General features: G+C 71.5%; 19 protein-coding genes. 9 read left to right on the forward strand and 10 right to left on the reverse strand.

The annotated features are described in order from the left end of the window. Nucleotides 1–260: 260 nt before the first annotated feature. The gene (locus FFT21_RS19755) at nt 261–1,205 is read left to right on the forward strand and encodes a hypothetical protein (protein ID WP_192909644.1); all 945 of its coding nucleotides are present in this window, start codon (nt 261–263) and stop codon (nt 1,203–1,205) included. A 37-nt stretch (nt 1,206–1,242) separates the two neighbouring features. Continuing rightward, nucleotides 1,243–2,571, forward strand: a complete 1,329-nt coding sequence (locus FFT21_RS19760; RefSeq protein WP_225978572.1) for an ADP-ribosylglycohydrolase family protein — start codon at nt 1,243–1,245, stop codon at nt 2,569–2,571. Nucleotides 2,572–2,783: 212 nt separating this feature from the next. Here the strand turns inward: FFT21_RS19760 and FFT21_RS19765 are convergent, their stop codons facing one another. Next, nucleotides 2,784–3,008 (reverse strand): DUF397 domain-containing protein, encoded by a 225-nt coding sequence (locus FFT21_RS19765; RefSeq protein ID WP_137815404.1) that lies wholly within the window; start codon nt 3,006–3,008, stop codon nt 2,784–2,786. After that, nucleotides 3,005–3,880 (reverse strand): helix-turn-helix domain-containing protein, encoded by an 876-nt coding sequence (locus tag FFT21_RS19770; protein ID WP_192909645.1) that lies wholly within the window; start codon nt 3,878–3,880, stop codon nt 3,005–3,007. Before FFT21_RS19770 ends, FFT21_RS19765 begins: the two co-directional genes overlap by 4 nt. Nucleotides 3,881–4,154: 274 nt before the next feature. Here FFT21_RS19770 and FFT21_RS19775 point away from each other — a divergent pair, with 274 nt between their 5' ends. From FFT21_RS19775 to FFT21_RS29880, 3 genes are read left to right on the forward strand one after another with little or no spacing between them, the layout of a single operon-like run. Beyond that, the gene (locus FFT21_RS19775; RefSeq protein WP_137815406.1) at nt 4,155–4,367 is read left to right on the forward strand and encodes a hypothetical protein; all 213 of its coding nucleotides are present in this window, start codon (nt 4,155–4,157) and stop codon (nt 4,365–4,367) included. Beyond that, nucleotides 4,364–4,705: a hypothetical protein gene (locus tag FFT21_RS29875; protein WP_225978584.1), complete on the forward strand. Its 342-nt coding sequence runs from the start codon at nt 4,364–4,366 to the stop codon at nt 4,703–4,705. The genes FFT21_RS19775 and FFT21_RS29875 overlap by 4 nt, the downstream gene beginning before the upstream one ends. After that, a complete protein-coding gene (locus FFT21_RS29880; RefSeq protein WP_225978581.1) occupies nt 4,600–4,911 on the forward strand; it encodes an ADP-ribosylglycohydrolase family protein in 312 nt (103 codons plus the stop codon). Before FFT21_RS29875 ends, FFT21_RS29880 begins: the two co-directional genes overlap by 106 nt. A 27-nt stretch (nt 4,912–4,938) precedes the next feature. On the opposite strand, the gene FFT21_RS19785 is transcribed toward FFT21_RS29880, so the two are convergent. Next, nucleotides 4,939–5,385: an SbtR family transcriptional regulator gene (locus tag FFT21_RS19785; protein ID WP_307722949.1), complete on the reverse strand. Its 447-nt coding sequence runs from the start codon at nt 5,383–5,385 to the stop codon at nt 4,939–4,941. A 269-nt stretch (nt 5,386–5,654) separates the two neighbouring features. Here FFT21_RS19785 and FFT21_RS19790 point away from each other — a divergent pair, with 269 nt between their 5' ends. Both FFT21_RS19790 and FFT21_RS19795 read left to right on the forward strand, forming a co-directional pair. Beyond that, entirely contained in the window at nt 5,655–5,840 is a 186-nt protein-coding gene (locus tag FFT21_RS19790) for a hypothetical protein (protein ID WP_307722950.1), read from the forward strand. Nucleotides 5,841–5,937: 97 nt separating this feature from the next. Further along, nucleotides 5,938–7,344, forward strand: a complete 1,407-nt coding sequence (locus tag FFT21_RS19795) for a neutral zinc metallopeptidase (RefSeq protein ID WP_225978573.1) — start codon at nt 5,938–5,940, stop codon at nt 7,342–7,344. Nucleotides 7,345–7,423: 79 nt separating this feature from the next. Here the strand turns inward: FFT21_RS19795 and FFT21_RS19800 are convergent, their stop codons facing one another. Next, nucleotides 7,424–8,560: a DUF6114 domain-containing protein gene (locus FFT21_RS19800; protein ID WP_137815408.1), complete on the reverse strand. Its 1,137-nt coding sequence runs from the start codon at nt 8,558–8,560 to the stop codon at nt 7,424–7,426. Nucleotides 8,561–8,644: 84 nt separating this feature from the next. Continuing rightward, nucleotides 8,645–9,295: a DUF6230 family protein gene (locus FFT21_RS19805; protein WP_225978574.1), complete on the reverse strand. Its 651-nt coding sequence runs from the start codon at nt 9,293–9,295 to the stop codon at nt 8,645–8,647. 311 nt (nt 9,296–9,606) lie between these two features. Between FFT21_RS19805 and FFT21_RS19810 the strand changes: the two genes are divergently transcribed. Beyond that, nucleotides 9,607–11,055 (forward strand): neutral zinc metallopeptidase, encoded by a 1,449-nt coding sequence (locus FFT21_RS19810; protein ID WP_137815409.1) that lies wholly within the window; start codon nt 9,607–9,609, stop codon nt 11,053–11,055. A gap of 50 nt (nt 11,056–11,105) precedes the next feature. Here the strand turns inward: FFT21_RS19810 and FFT21_RS19815 are convergent, their stop codons facing one another. The 4 genes from FFT21_RS19815 to FFT21_RS19830 form a co-directional block, all read right to left on the reverse strand. Then, nucleotides 11,106–12,092 carry a tetratricopeptide repeat protein gene (locus FFT21_RS19815; RefSeq protein ID WP_137815410.1) on the reverse strand — a complete coding sequence of 329 codons (987 nt, stop codon included), beginning with the start codon at nt 12,090–12,092 and terminating at the stop codon, nt 11,106–11,108. 47 nt (nt 12,093–12,139) lie between these two features. Then, nucleotides 12,140–12,484 (reverse strand): SCO6745 family protein, encoded by a 345-nt coding sequence (locus tag FFT21_RS19820; protein ID WP_192909646.1) that lies wholly within the window; start codon nt 12,482–12,484, stop codon nt 12,140–12,142. Nucleotides 12,485–12,592: 108 nt separating this feature from the next. Then, a complete protein-coding gene (gene icmA / locus FFT21_RS19825; protein ID WP_137815411.1) occupies nt 12,593–14,344 on the reverse strand; it encodes a coenzyme B12-dependent isobutyryl-CoA mutase large subunit in 1,752 nt (583 codons plus the stop codon). A gap of 96 nt (nt 14,345–14,440) precedes the next feature. Continuing rightward, complete coding sequence (locus FFT21_RS19830; protein ID WP_137815475.1) at nt 14,441–14,752, reverse strand: MTH1187 family thiamine-binding protein; 312 nt, start codon at nt 14,750–14,752, stop codon at nt 14,441–14,443. A gap of 92 nt (nt 14,753–14,844) precedes the next feature. On the opposite strand from FFT21_RS19830, the gene FFT21_RS19835 reads away from it, so the two are divergent. Beyond that, on the forward strand, nt 14,845–15,345 hold the full coding sequence (locus FFT21_RS19835) for a MarR family winged helix-turn-helix transcriptional regulator (RefSeq protein WP_137815412.1): 501 nt from the start codon (nt 14,845–14,847) through the stop codon (nt 15,343–15,345). A 3-nt stretch (nt 15,346–15,348) separates the two neighbouring features. Here FFT21_RS19835 and FFT21_RS19840 read toward each other — a convergent pair whose 3' ends face one another. Further along, complete coding sequence (locus FFT21_RS19840) at nt 15,349–15,690, reverse strand: DUF3817 domain-containing protein (protein ID WP_137815413.1); 342 nt, start codon at nt 15,688–15,690, stop codon at nt 15,349–15,351. Nucleotides 15,691–16,107 lie beyond the last annotated feature (417 nt).

Genomic DNA, 16,107 nt, shown 5'->3' on the forward strand with positions numbered 1-16,107 from the left:
AAGAACTGGAAGATACTTGCCACCGGCTTTCGAGGGCGCCTCGCCGAGCTTCCGAATGTCATCCGAATCGTCACCGCACTGGAGTTCTACCGACTTGGCTGGTAAGGGCTCTGAATAACGCTCTCAAGGTCCCGCACCCGTATCAGCCCGGCGGTCAGGTGTTCATCGCCACGTTCACGGTGCCGAAGGCCACGTGCGGCGCGGTGCTGAGTATCCACTGCGCGGAGCTTGGCACCACCGGTGTCCGGGAGGCCGTCCTGATGGCCGAAATCGGGTGGCAGAACTGGATACGGCCGCACCCGTACGCACCCGAGATCAGCCGTCTCCCCTACCACGCGGGTGACGACCCGTCCTGGGACGCGAGGTTCGCCGGTCATCCGCTGAGCCGGGCGCGGGCCTGGGCCCACCACGTCGTGCGCACCGCCTCGGTCGACCCGCGTTTCGCTGCCCTGCCACCGTTCCAACTCCCGACAGCCGAAGCCCAGTCGGCCCCGCCGCCCGAGCCGCCGGTGGAGGTCGGAAGCACGCTGACGACGGTGTTGCTCGGCCTACCAATCGGCGGTTACCTGCCGTTGTGGTTGAGCAATCAGGACGTCGCATTCGTCCGGCTCGTTGAGCCCGAGTCCCTGTGGACGCGGCTGGGGATGGGCTCGGTCGGCCGGTCGCCGCTGGCGGAGAACTGGTACCGGGAGACGGCACTGTACAGCCTGGGCAGCGGCACGTTGCTGCTGCCCGGCCGGTACCGGGACGACAGGGGCGGCATTCCGGTGCAACAGGTCGCGGTCGCACCGGTCAGCCCGGAGGAGGCTGCCGCCGCGGCGACGGAGGACGCGGTACTGGAGACGTTCCGCTGGCTGGGCCAGGTGGCGCTGCAGGCATCGCAAAGGGATGAGGCTGTGGCGGTGACGCCTGGCGGACACCAGATGTACGGCAGGCCGGTCGTACTGCTCAAAGTTGTCGACCGCACGTCACTCGTCCTGGCCAGACCCGCCCCGGTGGGTGCCCCGTTGTGGCGGGACAACATCCCCGCCGACTACGAGCCCACTGCCGACGACCAGTGGTCGATGGTCGCCCCGGCATCCGAGGAGACCATGAAGGCTGGCGGCCTACTCACCAGGTTCGCCGTTTCCACCTGGTCGGTTCGACCGACGGAGCTGGCACTGTCCTTCGGCCGAGACCACCCAGGAGGCGATGCAGCGCGATAGGCGGCGATTCACCACTGATCCCGCGAGGATGGCAGGCGTGACGGACGGTTGGAAGCCGAGCAAGGAGGATCTCGAGGCGATCGAGATCCTCGAGAAGTTCCACGAGGAACGCAAGAAGAATCCCGTGGAGGAAATTTCGCTTCCGCCTGGGCAGGACTTCCTCATCGGGTACGACAGCAAGGGACGCAAGCTGTACGTTGACGATGACAAGGAGGAGGGCCCAGCGGGCGAGTTCTCGCGTCCGCGCTCGGCGTCCGATCGTCCCAGCGCCAGGGCTTCGACGACGGCAGTGCCCTACCGAGATCGCGTGTTGGGCTCACTCCTGGCTGGCGCGGTCGGTGACGCCCTGGGCGCTCCGGTCGAAGGTCTGCCTATGGAAAACATCCGGCAGCTCTACGGTCCTGAGGGCATTACCGAATTCAAACCGGCGTTCGGGGTTGGACCCGGTCTGATCACCGACGACACCCAGATGACCCTGTTCACATTGGAGGGACTGATCCGGGCCCATGTGAAGCAACGAAATTTCGGCACCGTGGACGTTCCCGCTGTCGTGCACAGGGCCTACCTCCGCTGGCTGCGGACCCAGACGCCGCCGCCGAAAACGGAGCCCACGTACCTACCCGGCGACGGCTGGCTGATCACCAACCGGGCGCTGCATCGCCGCAGGGCGCCCGGCAGGACCTGCATGACGGCGCTGCGCGCGACCCGCGACGGCGAGCAGTTCGGCACGTTCGAGCATCGTCTCAACGACTCCAAGGGCAACGGCGGGGTCATGCGCGCCGCTCCGGTCGCGCTGTGGCCGGGCGACGTACGCGAGGTCTTCGAGCTGGCAGCCCGCACCGCCGCTATCACGCACAGCCATCCCAGCGGCTACCTCTCCGCCGGCACCCTCGCCGTCATCGTGCACCAACTCCTGGCCGGCGCCGACCTCCGCGCCGCGATCGCCACGGCCCACTCGATCCTGCTGCGCTGGGACGGCCACGAGGAACAGGCCCGCGCGCTGGACGCGGCCATCGACCTGGCCTCCGCCGGACGGCCGACCCCGGAGCAGATCGCCGAACGGCTCGGCGGCGGCTGGGTCGGCGAGGAAGCACTCGCCATCGGCGTGTGCGCCGCGCTCTGCACCGACAACCTCACGGACGCTCTGATCGTCGCCGTGAACCACTCCGGCGACAGCGACTCCACCGGCGCGGTGTGCGGCAACATCGTCGGCGCCCACTACGGCCCTGCCGCCATCCCCGAATCCTGGCTCGCCACCCTGGAACTCCGGGACGTCATCGAGACCATCACCCGCGACGCCGTCCGCGAGTTCGGTCCCGAACCACCGTCCACACCAGACTGGTACCAGCGCTACCCGGGTTGGTGACCGAAGCGACGCGCCAGCGTCACGGCCGGGGCGGTAGCGGATGACGCGACCGGCGGCCAGCAGCTTCTCCCGAACGGCTCCACGGATCGAGGAGCTGTTGGTCGACCAGGTCGCGGTCAGTGCGCCAGTCCGCGTCGGCGTGCCCGAGGAAGAGGTCGGCCACCTCTGCGTGCGTTCGCCAGGTTCGAGGGCGACGACCGTCAGGTTTGCCCTCAGACGTCGAGGCGACCGCGCTTGACCCGCACGATCAACGACCGCCACGCGGAAGCGGTGAAGGCGAGGATGGGGCTCGTTGCGCCGAGTTTGGAGTCGCGCACGCCGACCCAGCCCGAGACGTCCTCGGTGATCTCGACGCAGTTCTGTCCCTGGCCGGTCCGGGTGGATGTTCGCCAGTTGGCGGCTTCGGCAAGGGCGGCGAGGGCGTCCTCTCGGTTCACGATCCGATCTCCTCTGCGATCCGGGCGATGAACGCCGGTGCATGCTCCGGCTTGATCGCCTGGACCTGCAAGCGTCTCAATGCCTGCCGGTACTCGTCGATCTCGGCCGGCTCCTCGTAGTAGACACCGCGGAGTCGGGTCTGAACGTAGACGGTGCCCGGGTCGCCGACCAGGTCCAGTGGGAAGTCCAACACCGTGAAGGTGCCGTCCAGCCCGCCGTGCGCGCCGGCGGCCGCCGGGAGCACCTGCACCGTGATGGTCGGGCGTTCGGCAAGGTGCACCAGGCGGTCGAGCTGGGCGCGCATCACGTCCGGCCCGCCGACGACGCGCCGGAGCGCCGCTTCATCGAGCACGGACCAGATCCGCAGCGGTTCGGGTTCGCGGTCGAGCGCGCTCTGCCGGGCCATCCGGAGGTCGACCCGGCGCCGCACCTCGGCGTCGGGCAGTTCCGGGTACGCCGCGAGGATCAGCGCGCGGGCGTACTCGGGCGTCTGGAACAGGCCGGGCACCACCAGGGCGTCATAGGACTGCACGTCGCGCGCCCAGGCCTCCAGCCCGAGGTAGAGGTCGAACCAGTCCGGCTCGGCGCCCTTGAAGACGGGCGTCTTCCACCAGTCCTTGCCCTTCTTCGCGCTGCGCAGCAGTTCCCGGAATGCTTCCTTGCGGTCGCCGACGCCGTACAGGTCGAGCAACGCGTCGCTCTCCAGCGCGGACGGCAGGTTGCGGCCGGTTTCCAGATGCGAGAGGTGGGAGACGTTGCAGTCCAACACCTCGGCCAACTCCTGACGCGACTTGCCGCTCTGCTCGCGCAGCCGCCGCAGCGTGAAAGCGATCCAGCGCTTGATCGCCGTTGGACTGCCAGTCGTCGCCACGTTGCTGCCTCCACCTCCGGGGATCTCCGAGTGCCCGCCAAAGCCACCCGATCGGGCCATGGATTGTATCGCGTTACCTATGTAACGTGATACTTGACCGGAGATCATCGCTCCGGATCACGGTAGTACCGCCAGGACCGCCGATCGGACGCTCCCCAGTCCTTCCCCGCCGAGCGGTGGTTCCTGGCATCCACGACTGGCGGTGGCCCGGCGCGGACCCCGAAACGGGCCGGGCCACCGCCGTCCACGGACACGGCAGAACTCGGGGGTGCGGATGGACGGCAACCCACGGCGGATCGCGTGCCGGGACCAGGACGGCCGGCGCGCGGAGTTGGAGGTGTCGGCGCTCGGCGACCATCGCGTCGGGTTACGGGTGCCGACCGGCGAGCGCTACGAACTCGAAGCGCTGGAGGGCGTGGGCCGGCTGCGGGCCGGCCTGCGGGACAAGCTGATCGAGAGTGCGCTGGCCAAGCGGGAGTACCGGTGAGCGCGGAACATCCGATCGTCGCCAGGATGCGGCTGCTCCGCCGAATGGGCTTTCACCAGGACTGCATCTACGACGAGTGCTTCGCAACCGTGACGGTCTACTTCTGGCGGGTCTGGCGCGGTGTCCGGGACGCGGTGCTGGCGTACTCCGCCGACGAGTGCAGCGCGTACCGGGTGTGGGCGGAGGACTTCGACGAGCGGAATCCGTTTGTCGTGGATGCAGATCTGCGCCTCTGGGGTCGGGTCGGGGACTTTCTCGACGTCACCGCCGAACTGCTGTCGCTGGCGCATCCACGGGCACCCGGGCACTTTCCCAGCGGACAGCCACCGGCGCGGTGAACCACTCCGGCGACAGCGACTCCACCGGTGCGGTGTGCGGCAACATCGTCGGTGCCCACTACAGCCCGGCCGCGATCCCCCGGTCCTTGTTCGACACGCTGGAACTCCGCGAGGTGATCGAGACCCTCGCCCGGGACGCCCTGCGCGAGTTCTGCCCGCAGCCACCGTCCACACCGGACTGGTGCCAACGCTATCCCGGCTGGTGATACCCGGACCGCGTTGCCGTCGCCGTCTCAGCCGCCGCCGGCGTGGTCGCCGCGGTCGTCGTTCCCACCGTGACCTGAAACGGCTGCGCGAGCGTCGGCGCCGTAGCGCAGTCCGTCGATGAGCACGTCGACCATGCGTCCGGCGTGGCCGGACCGGTCGTCGTCGGGTCGGCACAGGTTGGCCACCGCGTGCAGCAGTTCGTTGGGGTCGACGTCGGCGCGGACCTCGCCGGCAGCCGCCGCGGACTCCAGCAGCGAGGCGAGCGCGGGCCGGAGGTGCTGGTCGAAGTACGCGGGCAGGGCGTCGAAGGCCGGGTCGCCCGAGTGCAGGGCCGCGGCAAGCCCGCGCTTGGTCGCGATGAACCCGGCGTACCGCCGCAGCCAGCGTGCCAGCGCCTCGCCGGGGGCGTGCTCGGCCGCCAGCACGCGGGCGGCCTCGGCGCAGGCGTCGACCTCGTTCCGGAACACGGCCACGACCAGGTCCGAGCGCTGCGGGAAGTGGCGATAGATGGTGCCGACGCGGCCCGGGCGGCGATCTGCCGCACCGGGGCGTCCACGCCGGAGACGGCGAACACCGCCTTCGCGGCCTCGAGCACCGCATCGACGTTGCGTCGCGCGTCGGCGCGCACGCGGCGCGCCGAGCGGCCTGGCGTCTGTGGTGCCTCCGGCATCCCGGGCGTTGCCGGGTCGCCGCCGCGCTCGATCCGGTTCCCGTCCACGCTGCTCCTTCGCTTGAACGCACGATGGCGCACCTCGACGACCTGCTCGCCGGCGCGGAGACCACCCTCGACGACGAGATCCTCGACCGGATCGGCGAGATCGTCCCGCCAGGCACCGACGTCGGCACCCTAGACATGGCCTACGTGCCTCCGGCCATCTCCAGCGTGACCCTGCGACGTCGCCCGGCCGGCGAGCGCGCCGCGGCCTGAGCCGACCACCGACGAGCCGAGGAGGGCGCCCGGCGCCGGAGACCCTCCGGCCGCGTCGCGCTGCCGGGTGCCGGGGCGACCCGGCACACTGGACGGTGTGCGCGCACGCGTCGGACGCCGGTTGCGGACCGCGCCGTTCCGGCCGGTCGCGATGGTCGCCACCACGCTGGTCGTGGGGCTGGTCGCGGCGTGTGGCACGACGGTGACCGGGCACCCGACGGCCAGCACGACAGTGGCCGTACGGACGGTCGATCCGGTGTTCGTGCGCGGCACGGACGGCGGTACGGCCGACCGGCTGGCCGCCACCGTGCTCACCGACCTGCAGGGCTACTGGCGACAGACCTACCCGCGGGTGTTCGGCCGGCCGTGGCAGGACGTCGCGGGCGGGGTGTACTCGGTCGACTCCGGTGACGCCGCGGCGAAGCCGCCGCCGTGCGCCGACCGCGCCGCCGAGGTGCAGGGGAACGCCTTCTACTGCCCAGCCGCGGACGCGATCGCCTGGGACCGCGCGGCGCTGCTGCCGGTGCTGCGGGAACGCTTCGGCGACGCCGGCGTGGTGCTGGTGCTGGCGCACGAGATGGGGCATGCGGTGCAGCACCGGGCCGGGCTCAGCATCGAGGAGCTGCGCGACCATCCCGACCGGTACCCGATGATCCTGGTCGAGACGATGGCCGACTGCTACGCCGGGGCGGTCGTCCGCTGGGTCACCGACGGCCACGCCCCCGACCTGCGCATGGGACCGCGCGACCTGGACGCCGCGCTCAGCACGCTGGTCACCTTCCGTGACCCGGTGGGCACCACGGCGTCCGACATGGCCTCACACGGCGACGCCTTCGACCGGGTGGGCGCGTTCCAGGACGGCTACCAGCGGGGACCAGACCTGTGCGCGGGGATGACCGTGCAGAACCGGCGGTTCACCCAGCAGGAGGTGACCGAACCGGGCGCCCGCACGAACGGCGGCAACCTCCCGCTCGACCAGCTGCTCGCCGCGATGGGACCGGACCTGGCCGGGTACTTCGGCGGCGTGGTGGCCGGGCTCGGCCGGCGCTGGGCGCCGCCGCGCGTCCAGCCGACCGGCGCCGAACCCGGCTGCGGCGGCGACCAGGGGCCGGCAGCGTTCTGCCCGGCCCAGGGCGCCATCGACGTGGACATCGCGGGCGCCGTGCCGCGACTGCACCGGCAGATCGGCGACTACGCGGTGGGCACGCTGGTCGCCAGCCGGTTCGGGCTGGCCGCGCTGGCCGCGGTGGGCCGCCCGGTGGACGGCGAGGACGCCGGCCGGGGGGCGGTATGCCTGGCCGGCGCGTACACCGGCACGCTACTGGCCCGCCGAAACGGGTTCGCGCTGTCCCCCGGAGACCTGGACAAGGCCGTCGAGCTGCTGCTGGGCTACGACTTCGCCGCCCGGGACGTGCACGGGCATCCGGTGCCCACCGGCTACCAGCGGGTGGCGGCCTTCCGGGCCGGCTTCCAGGGCGGCGCGCGGTCCTGCGGCCTGGGCTGAGGCGAATGTCCCTGTCGCCACGGTGTGGCGTCGTTGGCGACCCGCGCCGGCCGGCCTCGCGGCAGGCACTCGCGGACCGTCAGCTGATCGTCACCCGGCCGCCGGGGATGTGCAGGACGCCGCCGTCCAGGTCGGTGTTCAGCACGGTGGCGTCGGTGAAGAAGATCGGGAACGGCAGCTTCACGCCCGGGATCATCAGCGGCGGCGGGTGGCCGATGTCGATGGTGATCGGGTTGCCGATGCCGAGCAGCTTGCCGCGCAGCACCTGGGTGCGCAGCTCGATCGGGCCGGGCGTGATCGTGGAGACGCTGCCCGGCGCGGCCGACGTGGTGATGCGGTGGCCGTTGCCCGCGTCCCCGCTCTGCACCAGGTTGGTGATCTTGATGGACGACGCGGTGAACCGCAGCAGCTTGACCGGCTGGCCGTTCAGCAGGCCGTCCACCAGGCCCTGGAAGGTCAGCCCGCCCATCTCCAGCCGCGTCGCCTGAAGCGTCCAGGCCCGCCCCTTGGGCACCACCGGCACGTCCCGCGTGGCCGGCGGCGCGCTGGTCGTGGCCGGCGGCTGGGCCGGCGCGGACCGGGAGGTGGTGGTGGCCGACGGGCCGGGCGAGCCGCTCGGCCGGCCCGTCGGGGTCGAGGAGGCCGACGTCGGGCGCGTCGGGAACGGAGGGAAGGGGAACGGGAAGGTGAACGTGGCCGCGGCCGCCGAGGCGGCGGGCACGGCGGCGGCGCGCTCGGTGCCGCCGACCACGAGCGCGGCGCCGAGCAGCACGGCGAGCGCCACGGCCATCGGCGCGGCGGGAGCGCCGGCCGCCCTCCGCCTGCCGGCGCCCCGCCTGGCGGGCCGGCGGTCGCTCCACGCCACCGCGAGCGCCCCGCCGACCAGGCCGAGCACGGTGCCCACCAGGAAACCGCCGAGGTTGCTGGTGACCAGGGCGACGAGGGAAAGGAGCACGGCGGCGGTCCCGGCGAACAGCCGGAACCGCGGCCGTAACCACATCGTTGCGGCGCAGACGAGCAGCAGGCAGCCGATCACCAGCGCGGAGACCCCGCCCAGGGTGTTGATGGAGATGACCATGTCACCGAACCGCAGCGTGGCGTACGGCGGCAGCAGGATCACCACCCCGGAGGCGAGCAGGAACAGCCCAGCCCAGAACGGCCGGCCGTGCCGCCACCGCCGGAACACCCGCCAGCCACCGACCACCCGCGCCCACATCGCAGGTCACTCCCCTCTCGACTGCCAACTCGCGGACCACCCCGAGCCCGCACCCGGCGGGTGCGGGTCACCGGAGGCCGATGATCAGAAGCACTCGCTGCGGCCGAGCTTGACGGTCATGCCCATGCCCTTGAACCGCAGGGTCTGCGCGGTCGTACTCCACGCCGTCTGCCGCAGCGAGCCGATGAAAGCGGAGTCCGCCTGAATGCCGAACGTGCCGGGAACACCCCTGACACCGGCCGGGCCCTTGCCGAGTTGGCCGGCGTCCACGCCGATCTGCGGGTTGTCCAGGGTGAGATCACCGGTCAACTGGTCCAACCCGACGACCAGGTTGTCGGCGGACATGGCGCCCCGGCCGCCAGCGGTGATCCGCAGGGTGACGTCGCCGACCACCGGCACGGCGGGCATGAACACCGACTGGCAGAAGTTGTCCAGGGTGGCCGAGCGGAAGCCGTTCACCACCACCGGGTGCGCCGCGCCCGCACCCTGGTCCACGCCGCCGAACTGGACAAGGCCCTGCCCGTGTAAGGCGTCCGCGCTGGATTTGAAGCTGGTACCGGACACCGCGAAGGACGCGGCGAGCGCGCCCTGGGACATGCCCACCATCAACACGCCGGCGCCGACTCCCCCGGCGGCGAGTACCGCCAGAAAGCGCAGCCAGCGCGTCCGTCCGCCGCGCTCGGTCGGCATCTTGATTACCTCGGTAGGCGCGTCGGTCGCCACGTCAGTCGTCACGACAGTCTCCCTCCGTTGGAAGCACGCATGCGGTTCGGCTGGGTGACACCCAGAAGACGTGATCTAGGGGGCAGAGGTTTACGTAGCGTGTGTGCGGACACAAGCAAAACGGCTCCGACCAGTCTAGAAATCACCCCGTGGAGTGATAGAAATGTGCGTTTGCCTGCGGATTTATGGCCTTTCCGGACTAGCCACACCACGGCTGCCGGGCCAGTAGGGTGCTGCCGTGTCCCGCGCGCCGGCGCGGTACGCGACGGCGTGACACACCAGCGGATGACACACGGCGGGGGTTCGTGAGGGGACGGGTGCGGATGCGTGGCACAACGCCGGGCGTACTGGTCGTGGTGGTCGTGGCGCTGATCGGGTTACTCAGCGGCTGCGCCGTCGAGATCCCCGGTTACGCCAGGGCGGTGGGCGAGGTGGATCCGGGTACGGTCGCCGGCCTTCCGGTCAGCCAGGGGCCCAGCGGGCCGGTCCCGGGCGTGCCCGACGCGCAGTTACGAGTGGACAACGCCGACGGCGGCGACATGGACAGGCTCGCCGTCGACGCCGTCGCGGACGTGCAGGAGTACTGGGCGCAGGCCCTCCCGGCCGGCTTCAACGGCGCGCGGTTCAAGCCGATCACCCGGCTGGTCTCGTTCGACTCCGCGGGCAGGCCGGTGGAGGTGTGCCACACCAGCACCGCGGGCCTGGTGAACGCCTTCTACTGCGGGCTGGATGACAGCGTCTCCTGGGACCGCGGCGAACTGCTGCCCCAGCTCAACCAGGCGCTCGGCCCGATGGCCGTGGTGGTGGTGTTCGCCCACGAGATCGGCCACGCCGTGCAGTTCCGGCTGGGCCCGGCCAGCCACATCGACCAGGCGACGCCGAGCATCGTCAAGGAGCAGCAGGCCGACTGCTACGCGGGCAACTTCATGCGCTGGGTCGCCGAGGGCCACGCGCAACATTTCCGGCTGTCCACCGGCGCCGGGCTGAACAAGGTGCTGGCCGCGCTGTTCTCGGTGCGCGACCCGTCCGGGGCGACGTTCAGCATGCAGAACGCGCACGGCAGCGCCTTCGACCGGGTGTTCGCGTTCCAGACCGGCTTCGCGGCCAACCCGCAGCGCTGCGCCGCGATCGACCTCAACGAGATCCAGCGGCGGGCCACCGAGACGGCGTTCACCCCGCAGGACACCAACGGCGGCAACCTGCCGATCAACGAGCAGACCCTCGCGCTGCTGCAGCGCAGCCTGCAGTTCGCGTTCCGGCAGAGCGGTGCCGTCCCACCCACCTTCCGCACCGGCGGGGCCACCTGCCCGGACGCCAGGTCCACCGACCCGGCCTCATACTGCCCGGCGACCAACACGATCATCCTGGACGTCGCGCGGCTGGCCAGGATCGGCACGCCGCCGTCCCGGCGCGGCCAGGGCGGTGGTGGCGGCATCGGCGACTTCGCCGCGTTCGGCGAGGTAGCCTCCAGGTACGCACTGTCCGTGGAGAAGGCGGTCGGCCTGCGGCTGGACGATCCGAACGCCGGGCTGCGCACCGCGTGCCTGACCGGGGCGTGGGCGGGCATCGCGGGGCAGGTGGAGGACCCGCAGAACCCGCTCCGGCTGTCCCCCGGCGACCTGGACGAGGCCATCGCCGAACTGCTCGCCGACGGCGGGCTGATCGCCTCGGACGTCAACGGCCAGCAGGTGCCGGCCGGGTTCGCCCGGGTCGAGGCGTTCCGGATCGGCTACCTGCAGGGCTCCGGCGCCTGCACGGCCAAGTTCGGCTGAGCGGCGGCGCCGGGCCGAAGCCGCCGCCGGACCCGGTCAGACCGGCACGGTCAGAACAGCACGCTGGCCAGCTTGCGGCGGGCCGCGGTGACCCGCTCGTCGTCCGGCGGGAACAGCTCGAACAGCTCCACCAGGTGCTGCCGGGCGCGGTCGCGGTCCTCGCCGGCGGTGCGGCCCACGGCGGCGATCAGCCGGCCGAAGGCGTCCTCCACCTTCTGCTGGGCCAGTTCGGTATCCGCGGCGGCGAACTGCGCCTCCAGGTCGTCGGGCGCGGCGTCGGCCTTGGCGATGGCGGCCGGATCCGCAGCCTCCGCGCGCCGGGTGAACCGCACCTGCGCCAGCGCGAACTTCGCCTGCTCGTTCGCCGGCTCGGCGTCCAGGATGCGCAGGTAGGCCTGCTCGGCCGCGTCGTAGTCGCCGCGCTCGAACGCCGCCTCGGCCTCGGTGAACCGCGGGTCCTCCGGCTCCTCGGCCGCCGCCTCGCCGGCCCCGCCGCCCTGCTCGGCGGCGCGGATGCCGGGCAGCCGGTCGCGCAGCGCGTCGATCAGGCGGTCGATCCACTGCCGGACCTGCGGCTCGGGCAGCGCCCCGGAGAAGGCGTCCACCGGCTGCCCACCGGCGATGGCCACCACGGTGGGGATCGACTGCACGCCGAAGAGCTGAGCGATCCTCGGGTTGGCGTCGACGTCCACCTTGGCCAGCACCCAGGTGCCGCCGCCCTGCTCGGCCAGCCGCTCCAGCACCGGCGAGAGCTGCTTGCACGGGCCACACCAGGTGGCCCACAGGTCGACCACCACGGGAACCTGGAGCGAGCGCTCGACGACCTCGGCCTGGAAGTCGGCCTCGGTCACGTCGATGATCGACGCGCCGGCACCGGCCGCGGCGCCGTCCGACTGTCCGCCGCGCTGCGACGCCCGGGAGGCGGCCTCGGCCTTGGCCTTGAGCCCGGACAGGTCGACGGCGCCGGAAAGCGCCGCGGACAGGGCTGCGTTCTGGGCTGCACTCTGACGAGGATCAGGCCTTGTCACGTTCTCCATCCTGACACGAGGGGTGGTGTGCTCGCGTGGCCGGTTGGCCGGCCGGTTCACCCCGGGCGTCTCACCCGCGGCTCCCCGTCGCCGAGCATGCGGCGCAGCGCGCCGTCCGCGCCGGCGAGCCGGGCCTCCAGGTAGCGGTCGGGCTTGCCGATCCGCCAGGCGTCCGGCAGCGCGCGGGCCACCCGGGACGGGTGGAAGTTGTAGAACGCGGAGGTGACCGCCTCCGGGCTGGCCGCGCCGAGCGGCGCCGCCCGGGTGCCGAAGTAGCCCATCCAGCCGCCGAGGCAGCCGAGGTCGTCGGTGGCCGCGCGGGCCTCCGGGGTGAAGTAGGTGACGTCGTGGTAGGTCTCGAACCGCACCCACATCCGGCGGGCGACCGCGGCGGCGTCCATGTGGATCACCCTATCCCCATTCAGCGGGCTCGACGGCGGTTTTCGGCACTCCCAACCCCCCGTCGGGCCCGCGGAATGCGGATTCGGGAGGCGGAGGTGCGGGTGTGCTCAGAACCGGGCGGGCTCGGTGTAGACACCCCACTCGGCGCGCAGCGCGTCGCAGATCTCACCCAGGGTGGCCTCGGCGCGCACCGCGTCCAGCATCGGCTCGATCAGGTTGCCGTCCGTCCTGGCCACCTCGACCATCGCGGCCAGCGCCCGGTCCACCGCGGCCTGGTCGCGCTCCGCGCGGCGCCGGGCCAGCACCCGGTTCTGCTCGCGCTCGATCTCGTGGCTGATCCGCAGGATCTCCAGGTCGTCCTCGCCGGACTCGGTGGCCACGTTGACGCCGACCATCTTCTTCTCGCCCTTCTCCAGGGCACGCTGGTGGGCGAACGCGGCCTCGGCGATCTCGCCGGTGAACCAGCCGTCCTCGATGCCGCGCAGGATGCCGGAGGTCATCTCGCCGATCGGGTACCGGCCGTCGGGCACCGCCCGCCGGGCCATCTCCCTGATCCTGTCGAAGATCTTCTCGGCCTCGGCCTCCAGCTTGTCGGTGAGCGCCTCGACGTACCAGGAGCCGCCCAGCGGGTCGATCACGTTGGTGACCCCGGTCTCCTCGCGGATCACCTGCTGGGTGCGCAGCGCGATCTGCGCCGCCTTCTCGCTGGGCAGCGCGAGCACCTCGTCGAGGGCGTTGGTGTGCAGCGAGTTGGTGCCGCCAAGCACCGCGGCCAGCGCCTCAATCGCGGTGCGGACGATGTTGTTGTCCGGTTGCTGCGCGGTCAGCGAGACGCCGGCGGTCTGGGTGTGGAACCGCAGCCACTGGGCCTTCTCGGTGCGTGCCCCGTAGACGTCGCGCAGCCACCGGGCCCAGATCCGCCGGGCGGCGCGGAACTTGGCGATCTCCTCGAAGAAGTCGATATGCGCGTCGAAGAAGAAGCTCAGCCCGGGGGCGAACGTGTCCACGTCCAGGCCGCGGGACAGGCCGAGTTCGACGTAGCCGAACCCGTCGGCGAGGGTGAACGCCAGTTCCTGCGCCGCGGTCGAGCCGGCCTCCCGGATGTGGTAGCCGGAGACGGACAGCGGCTTGTACGCCGGGATGCGCTCCGCGCAGAACTCCATCAGGTCGCCGATCAGCCGCAGGTGCGGCTCGGGCTGGAACAGCCACTCCTTCTGGGCGATGTACTCCTTGAAGATGTCGGTCTGCAGGGTGCCGTTCAGCCTGCCGATGTCCGCGCCCTGCCGCTCGGCCGCCACCAGGTACATGCAGAAGATCGGCACCGCCGGCCCGGAGATGGTCATCGACGTGGTGACCTGCTCCAGCGGGATGTCGGCGAACAGGATGTCCATGTCCTGCGCGGAGTCGACGGCGACCCCGCAGTGGCCGACCTCGCCGAGCGAGCGCGGATCGTCCGAGTCCCGGCCCATCAGGGTGGGCATGTCGAAGGCCACGGACAGCCCGCCGCCGCCGTTGGCCAGGATCATCTTGTAGCGCTCGTTGGTCTGCCGGGCGTTACCGAAGCCGGCGAACTGCCGGATGGTCCACTCCCGGCCGCGGTAGCCGGTGGAATGGATACCGCGGGTGAACGGGTACTCACCCGGCCAGCCGATGCGGCCGAAGTCCTGGACGGTCTCGCCCGGCCGCGGGCCGTAGACCGGGTCCACCTCCGTGCCCGACAGCGTGGTGAAGTCGGCATCCCGCACCCGGCCGCTGGCCACGGCCTCGTCGTAACGCCGCCGCCACCGCTGCCGGCCCGCCTGGATGTCGGCGCCGCTCCCGTTCGGGGCGTCGTCCCGGTCGTACCGCTTGACGGACATGGCGACCTCCGTGTCGTCCGCTCTTTTCTGATAGTAGGACGTCCTACTAATTGGCCGCCAGCGTGGCGTGCGCCACCCTGCGCGGTAACGGCCCCCTCAGTACTCGGTAGGGCCGCTCAGGTACCGCTCCACGCGGTCGACCTTGGCGCGCAGCTGCCCGGTGTGCCCCGGCCGGATGTCCGCCTTGAGCACCAGGCTCACCCGGGGCGCCCTGGCCTGCACGGCCTGCACCGCGCGCTTGACCACCGCCATCACCTCGTCCCAGTCCTCGCCCTCGACGGTGGTGAACATCGCCGTGGTCTCGTTGGGCAACCCGGACTCCCGCACCACGCGGACCGCCTCGGCGACCGCCTCCCCGACGCTGTCGGACTCCCCGCCGAGCGGGCTCACGCTGAACGCGACCAGCACTGCCGCCTCCTCGATCGACCTTCGTCCACTCCCACCGCCCACCGTGCGGACCGCGTCGTCGCCCCGCATCGTCGCTGATAGCGTCGTCCGCCATGACGACCCGCCCGCTGCCCTTCGACCCCATCGCTCGCGCGGCCGAGTTGTGGGAGCAGCGCGTCGGTCCGTCGACCACGATGGCCGCGGTCACCAGCATCATGCGAGTCCAGCAGATCATCCAGTCCGCGGTGGACACCGCGCTGCGCCCGCACGGCCTCACCTTCGCCCGCTACGAGGCGCTGGTGCTGCTCTGCTTCTCCCGGCGGGGCAGCCTGCCGATGCGGGTGATGGGCGAGCGGCTGCAGCTGCACCCCACCAGCGTGACCAACATCGTCGACCGGCTGGAGGCGGACGGCCTGGTGCGCCGCCTGCCGCATCCCACCGACCGCAGGACCACCCTGGTGGAGATCACCGACGCCGGCCGCAAGCTGCGCGCCATCGCCACCGAGGCGGTCACCTCGATCGACTTCGGGCTGCGCGGGCTGACCGAGCGGCAGACCCGGCGGCTCACCGAACTGCTGGCCAGGGTGCGGCGCGCCACCGGCGACTTCGGCTGAGCACTACTCCCCGGACTCCCCGACCGCGACCGTGGCCGCCGGCGGCTCGGCCAGCCGGCCGGTCCGGGTGGCCCAGCGCTCGAACACCACCGAACCGAACGGCGGGATGCTGGCCAGCAGTGCCAGGAAGGTGGTGCGCGCGTCCCAGGCCTGGCGGGAGCGCAGCTGCACCGCGAGCGCGAGGTAACCGAGGAACACCACCCCGTGGACGGTGCCGAAAACGTGCACCCCGACCGGGTCGTGCACCACGACGTACTTGAAGAACATGCCGATCAGCAGTCCGGCCCAGGACACCGCCTCGGTGACGGCGACGGTGCGGAACCGGGCGACGGGGGTGGCTGGCACGCGATCTCCCTCCGGGACGTCGACAGGCCCAGTGTGGGGCGTGAGCCGCGCCACCACGCGGCCGGGTGACCGGCCGGGAGCGCGCCGCGGCACCGGCGCCGGCTTTCTCGCCGGCTGACCTTCTCGACAAAAAAACAAATGTCCCGCTGATCAGTTCGACTTTCGACCTCGCACGTCCGGAGTAGCCGCGGTGACGGTGACTGTGGAGGTAGCGCCACATTCGGTCACCCTTTCGCGGCAGCCGGCGCGGCGATCGGGAATGTGCTGAACCGAACATCTACCGAGAGCGTACCTCGTGGCAGGCCCCGCGACCCGTGCCGCTTCGGGGTAGCGGACATCGCCAGGAAAGGGGAACGATCGTGAAATTGTCACGCAGCCGAACTGCAGTCCTCACGGTCGCCGGCTGCGCAGCGTTTC

The sequence above is a fragment of the Gandjariella thermophila genome (assembly GCF_005405885.1).
In the GTDB taxonomy this organism is placed as follows: Bacteria; Actinomycetota; Actinomycetes; order Mycobacteriales; family Pseudonocardiaceae; genus Gandjariella; species Gandjariella thermophila.

Bases quoted from the DNA above. Each gene is read 5' to 3' on its own strand.
- FFT21_RS19835 (WP_137815412.1), top strand. From the start codon at position 14,845: ATGACGACCCGCCCGCTGCCCTTCGACCCCATCGCTCGCGCGGCCGAG.
- FFT21_RS19810 (WP_137815409.1), top strand. From the start codon at position 9,607: ATGCGTGGCACAACGCCGGGCGTACTGGTCGTGGTGGTCGTGGCGCTG.
- FFT21_RS19755 (WP_192909644.1), top strand. From the start codon at position 261: ATGGCCGAAATCGGGTGGCAGAACTGGATACGGCCGCACCCGTACGCA.
- FFT21_RS19800 (WP_137815408.1), bottom strand. From the start codon at position 8,560: ATGTGGGCGCGGGTGGTCGGTGGCTGGCGGGTGTTCCGGCGGTGGCGG.
- FFT21_RS19815 (WP_137815410.1), bottom strand. From the start codon at position 12,092: ATGGAGAACGTGACAAGGCCTGATCCTCGTCAGAGTGCAGCCCAGAAC.
- FFT21_RS19775 (WP_137815406.1), top strand. From the start codon at position 4,155: ATGGACGGCAACCCACGGCGGATCGCGTGCCGGGACCAGGACGGCCGG.
- icmA (WP_137815411.1), bottom strand. From the start codon at position 14,344: ATGTCCGTCAAGCGGTACGACCGGGACGACGCCCCGAACGGGAGCGGC.
- FFT21_RS19790 (WP_307722950.1), top strand. From the start codon at position 5,655: ATGGCGCACCTCGACGACCTGCTCGCCGGCGCGGAGACCACCCTCGAC.
- FFT21_RS19820 (WP_192909646.1), bottom strand. From the start codon at position 12,484: ATGGACGCCGCCGCGGTCGCCCGCCGGATGTGGGTGCGGTTCGAGACC.